The organism is Pantoea sp. B9002, from assembly GCF_013385945.1.
Classification (GTDB): Bacteria; Pseudomonadota; Gammaproteobacteria; order Enterobacterales; family Enterobacteriaceae; genus Pantoea.
The window spans coordinates 71,868-78,630 of the sequence record NZ_JACAPA010000054.1 but is presented as its reverse complement, the minus strand read 5'-3'; the positions used below and the strand labels follow the sequence as shown (position 1 = coordinate 78,630).

The window sequence follows — 6,763 nt, the reverse complement described above, 5'->3', positions numbered from 1 at the left end:
TAAAAATTTATGGCAAAATGCGGAAGCAGGCATAGTGGCGATCTTATTTTTTGTTGGCGCAATAATTAGATCATTTTTCCACTGTGCCTGCTTCGTTTTTGTGGGGATTCATCAGCCTTACGGGCGATCCCCAGACCCTCATTGCCGGGAAAAACATAAATTCCCCCAAGCTCGCCGCTTTCTGTATCGATTGTTACAACTCTACCTTGACCAACAATATTATCGCCATCAGTCGCCAATACGATTAGTTCCCCTGCAAGTGACGGTACAAAATCAATCTCAGCATAGCGCTCGTTAACGATGGCGAGATCAGCGTTGGTGGCGATTCTTAAAGAAATTTGCATCATTCTTCCTACATCTCTTTATCTGTATTTTTCAGCTTTTGATTTTCAACCATAATATTTGGTGTAAATATCAAACAATAACGGTCAAGAAACATATTAGATATAGCCTAAATGTTTGAATATTTTCTGATAGATTTCACGCACCACTTTGCTTTTATTTTCGTGATATTGTTGAATATCTAAGCTACAACCTTTAATTGCATCTAATTTAACGTCAGCATATAGCTGGCAGTCCTTCTTTGACTGTCGCAACCAATCTCGAAAAAGCACATGTCGGATTGTTTCAGGAGTGTCTTGAGTGAAAACATGAAGGTTAACTCTGGGATTATCGTAATGAAAAAGACGATGTCCATGGAAGCGAGGCTCACGCACAATTAGTTTATACCCAAGACTCTCAAGTGCTAATACATAAGTTTTTTCATCTGTAGCATCAGCAACTGTCAAATCAATATCAATAACGGGTTTGGCAGCCAGACCAGGTACCGCCGTAGAACCTATATGATCAATTCTTAGTAAATTCGAACCTAATTTATTTTTAATAGTGGATGCTAACGATGAATATATTTCCGGCCACAGGGGATCATAAGCAACGACCGCAACATTCTCAATCGGCGGTACGCCATTAACAAAATAACTATCCTTAGGATCAATGACATAATGCTGCATTATTTCTTTTGGGCTAACCATAAACCAACACCTATCGACCATACAAATTATGAACAATAGCGTACAGGAGATGGGTTTGGATGTCTCTCAAACGTCCGCTCCTGGCACAAAGCGGGCATTGATGACTGGCATACCTGGGCGGGACAAATGCAGTAATGGACAAAACCGTAATTCTGTCCAGTGAACCACTCTTAAGGAAATCTTGACCAGACATAACCACTTCCATGCAGATCAGAGCCATTACAGCAAAATCTGCGCCACCCTGGACAGGCCGCACAATTTGCTCATAATGGTGAGCGCGAATCACAGGGAAAGGATGCAAAAATGTTATCAAGTATTGATTTTAAAGGACTAGGTGAGGCTGTTCTCTTCCATGCCGCTGTATTAATTATCGCCGCCGCTAGCCTGATTAGCGGCTTGCTGCACTATCAAAGCGGCATCGGTAAACTGCTCATACTGATTTCGGCGGTATTGGGCCTGTATCTGGTGATGGTTTTTAAATTTTACTGGAACCCGCCCTGGAATTTCTGGGACAGATAGTTCCGGCCCTCTCAGCGTTGACCTTCTCCACCCTCTAGTCAGACAGCCCATTCTGTCCAACAACATAAGGACATGTGCATTGGAATATAAAGTATTAGCCGTCGCATGCATGATTTTCATCATGGCTATATGGATGCTGCTACACGGAATCAGGGGTTATCAGGCCGGTTTGATTATAGAAACACGGAAAGGCACCCCGGAGAAAGACTACTATTATCGTGGCGATATCGGATTTTATGTAAATGTGTTCTTCTACATCGCTGGCGGGACATTTGCAGTAGGATTCTCTGCCTGGCTAATGATGACAGGGTTAGGCTACTGGTGATCCGCCTTTAATTCCCCGCGCACCTGGACAGACAGCCATTTCTGACCAAGAAGTAACTGACTGGCAGCTTTGAGCGAGAAGCGGCTGATACGTTAGAATGTATTTTAAGATTATCAATTCGGATGACTTTGTGATGGAAAATGAATTATTACCCACGGACTATCTAAACATAAAATTAGGCTCATATAAGTCGTCGACTTTGAGCATAAAAATAAATAAAACCCATAGTGATTTCATTACAACAGGAGCGGGTATAGAATCATTTAACCCCCGTGATTGCGCCACATTGTTCCATGAATTTTGTCATAAGTTGCAGAATACATCTTCAGTTATTGGGTTCCAGTTTTTTAACTTAATCACATCAATTTGGCACAATGGACGTAATTACGCTTACGACTCTAGTGATGAAAGCAGTAAAAACTCAAATATAAATGCTATCAATATACTCAATACATACCGATTAAATAACAATGAAACTTTACAGAAACGTAAGCTTATTTCTATAACTAAAATCCATGATATTGATAATATCAAGGAACAAAAATACACCCACGAGCCAATCGCTGTATCATATATATACAATGATTATGAATGTGAGTTAATGTTTGGTATTGGTGAGTTTTACGAAAGTTGTGCTGATGTGCTTGAGCGTTTTTTTTGCACTAAAATAAACCATTCTGATCTTTTTTCTGATGCGGATACTGTCCCATACAAAACAGGAGAAAGCATTGCAAAATTTTTCAATCCACAATGCAGTGATTATCGTCTTATAATTTTATTACTTACATCGATGCAGCATTCCTCACCACATCAAATGTTTATACTGCTGTCCTTAATCTTCAGCAACTCAGATACTTCAGATGAGATAGTAAGAAATTTATGTGAAGAACAGGCGCGTAGCCTTATCAATATGAATAAAGAATGGATCGTTCTTACCAGACAGACAATAGATAATGGTTTCCCTAATGAAGATCCTTTTTTAGGCGATGTGTTTAAATCAATAAGTACATCAATCGAAAAAAACCTTATAATAAGGATTGAAAACCCCTTCCTTGAACTAGACTTTCTGGCTCGCATCACTGAAAGTAATTACAAAGAAGAACTAACCAATTTTATTGAAAATTTTGACGGCTGTGTTATTTACGCTGATGATCAAAGCATGGAGCTCTCTGGGGGCTACCAAAAGATAATAATTGGTGATGACTCGGTGTTTAATCAAGAAAAAGAATTTATGACATTTCAATGCTCAATATTCTTAGCAATAAAAAACTTGAATGGCTCTAGTACATTCGATGAGGAAAGAGAATACTCCTGTCCTGTTTTTGATTACTGTAAAAACATCAATAAAACCGAACATCAACATATTTGTTTAACTGCACCACATAATCATCTAAAACCCGATGCTCATGGTAATAACTGCCCTTTTCAGTTGGCAACTTATAAATATGACCTGAAGAATCATTATGGAGATAGTTAAAATAATTTGCTTAAAGTACGTACATGCTATCAATAGCGTTCTGGTGAGCAACTCCCGCTCTTGGCACAGAGCAGACATGCCTGTTCAGATAGGTTATTTCAAACTTAAACTTTGCCCTGGAGGATCTCATGCCGGAATACTGTTTTTTTAAAAAGGGTAACCACATCACGGCGCTGGAGAAAACAGATACAGCAGGAGCTTTCGCTCTGACGAACAAGGGCTATGAAAAGCAGTTTGAAGAATTAAATGCCGCGGATGTTAAGCGCGCGCTGGCCAGATTTATAGACATCCGTAAGGAAGAGCAGACTACAACTCATTCATTCGTAACAGGCGCGGTATTCGCATCGTTGTTAGTGGGCGTGGTAGCCGTAGCTTATTGGCTCTTTATCAAATAACCGTCGGGATGGTCACCCAAGGCTAAAATTATCGAAATCTCCGCCTCAACCATTCACCTGCCCGAAAGGGTTGTAAAATGTGTGTGCGATCATAGATATTGATGCAGCTATTCGCAGCGCAGGTGACGAAAGGGAAGAGAGCAAGGTGAAAACGTCGGGAACCAATCTGGAACACGCACGGGCGCACAATCGCCGCGTGATCATTGAAGCCATTCGCCTGCACGGCGAACTGACCCGCGCCGAGTTGGCTCGTCTCACCGCGCTGACGCCGCAAACCGTGTCGAATATCGTGGCTGAGCTGGAGCAAGCCGAACTGCTCACCAGCCGCGCGCCGCGCAAACAGGGACGCGGGCAACCGGCGATTCCGGTGACACTTAATCCCGCCAGCGCCTTTTCGATCGGCATCCATCTTGATCACCAAACGCTGCTGATTGTGCTGGTGGATCTCACCGGCGAAATTCACTTCCGCCGCCTGATTCTGGTACAAAAACCCCAGCCAGATGCCACCTTAGCGCGCATTGCCGAGGTGCTCAGCGAAATCAAAACGCAGCTGGGCGACCGCTGGCAGAAAGTGCTGGGCATTGGTGTGGTGATGCCCGGTCCGTTTGGCGTTGAGGGCATCTCTTCGATGGGGCCAACTACGCTACACGGCTGGGAACAGGTGGATATCGAAGCCAAACTCGCTGCGATGAGCGGCGTGCCGGTGACGCTGGAAAATGATGCCACGGTGGCGGCGATCGGTGAACGCTTTCACGGCGTGGCGCGTCAGCTCAATTCGTTTGTCTATCTCTACATCGGCACCGGTTTAGGCGCTGGCATCATCATGGATGGCCACGTTTATAGCGGCCATGCGCATAACGCTGGGGAAGTCGGGCATGTGGTGGTGGAGCCGGGCGGACGCGAATGTTACTGCGGCAATCATGGTTGTTTAGAACGCTATGTTTCTCTGCAGGCAGCGTATGAATTTTGCGGGCTCGATCCGATGACCGCACTACCGGAAGATTTACTGGAAGTCGATCCGGCGCTGTTCGATAAATGGATCGATACGGTGTTAACGCCGCTACGTCAGGCGATTAACCTGCTGGAGTGCATCTTCGATGCCGAGAGCGTGATTATCGGCGGCATGATGCCTGCGGTGCTGCTGGATAAAATCATTCGCCGCCTGCCGCCGCTCTATCAATCGGTGCGCGGTCGCTACCTCACCGGAACTCGCGTCAAAGTTGGTATGACCGGCAGCGATACCGCTGCGCTGGGTGCCGCCGCGCTGCCGATTTTCGATGAGTTTAATCCACAGTTTCAGGTGCTGATGAAGTAGCGGCCCAGTCAGGCCGCCACCTTCACTGCCGTCTTCCGCTTCTCCTTCATCTTCCAGCACAGCCACAGCGCAATGAACCACACCGGCGAAGCGGCTAACGCGGCGAGCGTGTCGGGATCAAATATCATGATCACCACTGAGAACAGGAAGAACATCAGCGTTGCCCACGCCATCATCCTGCCGCCGGGCATCTTAAATTTGGATTTTTGATGCAGATCCGGACGCTGCCGGCGGTACACCAGATAAGAGACCAGAATCATTCCCCAGCAATAGATCACCAGAATCGCGGCCAGCGTTGAAACGATGGTGAACAGTGTTGTCACATTCGGCACCAGGAACAGCAGCAAGGTGCCGCTCAGCATGCAGAAGCAGGAGAACAGCAGGCTACGCAGCGGGATACGCGTGGTGCGCGACAGAATACGAAACTGCCAATGCGCATGCTTCTCGACGGACAAGCCATATAGCATGCGGGTGCTGGAGTAGACGCCGCTGTTGGCGGAAGACATCGCCGAGGTGAGCGCGACGAAATTAATGATCGCCGCTGCCGCGGGCAATCCAGCTTTGGCAAACAGCGTCACGAACGGGCTGGTATCGGGCGACACGCCTTGCCAGGACGTTACCGCGATGATCACCATCATTGAGAGCATGTAGAAAATCACAATTCGTAGCGGCAGAGAGTTGATCGCGCGCGGCAAAATTTTCTCGGGATCGCGCGTTTCTGCCGTCATGGTGCCGAGCAACTCAATGCCGGTGTAAGAGAAAATCGCAATCTGGAAACCGGCGAGAAAACCGGTGATGCCATGCGGCATAAATACGGCAGGATCGGTGAGGTTGTGCACCGAGGCTTTAACGCCATCCGGCGAGGTCCAGCCGGTAAACACCATCCATCCGCCGGTGATAATCAGCGCGATGATGGTAATCACCTTGATCAGCGCAAACCAGAATTCAGCCTCACCAAAAGCCTTCACCGACAACATGTTAAACAGACACAAAATACCGAGGGTAAACAACGCGGGTATCCACGCCGACATTTCCGGAAACCAATACTGCATATACGCGCCGCACACCACCACATCGGCGATGCAGGTCACCACCCAACTCAACCAATACGACCAACCGAGAAAGAAGCTGGCTTTGGGGCCGAGATAATCACTGACGAAATCGGCAAACGAGCGATAGTCGAGCCGGCTAAGCAGCACTTCCCCCATCGCCCGCATCACCATATAGCTGAAGAAACCCACCAATATGTAGATGATTAATATCGAGGTTCCGGCCACCGCAATATTGCGTCCTGCACCCATAAACAGCCCGGTGCCGATCGATCCGCCCAGCGCAATCATCTGAATATGGCGTTCGCTCAGCCCTCGCTGCAATTTTTGCGGGGCGTCGTGAGCCCGAGCAGGCTGAATCTGCCCTTGTGTAGGTTTGTTAGACACAATGATTCCTTCAGTCTGGCAAAAAGACGCATGACGATGCCTGCCCGCAAGCATCAATGGCAAATAAGGGATTGACCTAAAGAGGCACGTTTAAATAGATGAAAGAAAAACAAAATTAATAAAACGCTAATTCATGATGGAGTTTTCCGGCTGGGTTTTACTCATCGTGGTGGCGTGAGTTAACAAAGTCAATGCGGAAAAATAACAGTTCATTCACTTTTTGATGACCATCAAAGAACTGAAAAATAGGAATAAAATCAAATTT

General features: G+C 46.4%; 8 protein-coding genes. 5 read left to right on the top strand and 3 right to left on the bottom strand.

Annotated features, from left to right (window positions below; translation table 11 throughout):
- Positions 1 to 65: 65 nt before the first annotated feature.
- Positions 66 to 344, bottom strand: a complete 279-nt coding sequence (locus tag HX773_RS23005) for a GNAT family N-acetyltransferase (RefSeq protein WP_218168340.1) — start codon at positions 342 to 344, stop codon at positions 66 to 68.
- Positions 345 to 440: 96 nt separating this feature from the next.
- On the bottom strand, positions 441 to 1,031 hold the full coding sequence (locus HX773_RS23000; protein WP_176973471.1) for a GrpB family protein: 591 nt from the start codon (positions 1,029 to 1,031) through the stop codon (positions 441 to 443).
- Positions 1,032 to 1,334: 303 nt separating this feature from the next.
- On the opposite strand from HX773_RS23000, the gene HX773_RS22995 reads away from it, so the two are divergent.
- The 5 genes from HX773_RS22995 to HX773_RS22975 all read left to right on the top strand — a co-directional run bounded on the left by HX773_RS22995 (position 1,335) and on the right by HX773_RS22975 (position 5,062).
- Positions 1,335 to 1,550: a hypothetical protein gene (locus HX773_RS22995; RefSeq protein WP_176973470.1), complete on the top strand. Its 216-nt coding sequence runs from the start codon at positions 1,335 to 1,337 to the stop codon at positions 1,548 to 1,550.
- Between the two features lie 79 nt (positions 1,551 to 1,629).
- Positions 1,630 to 1,875, top strand: coding sequence for a hypothetical protein (locus HX773_RS22990; protein ID WP_176973469.1), 246 nt, complete (start codon positions 1,630 to 1,632; stop codon positions 1,873 to 1,875).
- Between the two features lie 133 nt (positions 1,876 to 2,008).
- Positions 2,009 to 3,352, top strand: a complete 1,344-nt coding sequence (locus HX773_RS22985; protein WP_176973468.1) for a hypothetical protein — start codon at positions 2,009 to 2,011, stop codon at positions 3,350 to 3,352.
- 128 nt (positions 3,353 to 3,480) lie between these two features.
- Entirely contained in the window at positions 3,481 to 3,747 is a 267-nt protein-coding gene (locus HX773_RS22980) for a hypothetical protein (protein ID WP_176973467.1), read from the top strand.
- Between the two features lie 145 nt (positions 3,748 to 3,892).
- Positions 3,893 to 5,062 carry an ROK family transcriptional regulator gene (locus HX773_RS22975; protein WP_176973466.1) on the top strand — a complete coding sequence of 390 codons (1,170 nt, stop codon included), beginning with the start codon at positions 3,893 to 3,895 and terminating at the stop codon, positions 5,060 to 5,062.
- Between the two features lie 8 nt (positions 5,063 to 5,070).
- On the opposite strand, the gene HX773_RS22970 is transcribed toward HX773_RS22975, so the two are convergent.
- Complete coding sequence (locus tag HX773_RS22970) at positions 5,071 to 6,498, bottom strand: amino acid permease (RefSeq protein WP_370463633.1); 1,428 nt, start codon at positions 6,496 to 6,498, stop codon at positions 5,071 to 5,073.
- Between the last annotated feature and the right edge of the window lie 265 nt (positions 6,499 to 6,763).

Coding starts and splice junctions, on each gene's coding strand:
- HX773_RS23005 (WP_218168340.1), bottom strand. CDS start 344: ATGCAAATTTCTTTAAGAATCGCCACCAACGCTGATCTCGCCATCGTT.
- HX773_RS23000 (WP_176973471.1), bottom strand. CDS start 1,031: ATGGTTAGCCCAAAAGAAATAATGCAGCATTATGTCATTGATCCTAAG.
- HX773_RS22995 (WP_176973470.1), top strand. CDS start 1,335: ATGTTATCAAGTATTGATTTTAAAGGACTAGGTGAGGCTGTTCTCTTC.
- HX773_RS22985 (WP_176973468.1), top strand. CDS start 2,009: ATGGAAAATGAATTATTACCCACGGACTATCTAAACATAAAATTAGGC.
- HX773_RS22980 (WP_176973467.1), top strand. CDS start 3,481: ATGCCGGAATACTGTTTTTTTAAAAAGGGTAACCACATCACGGCGCTG.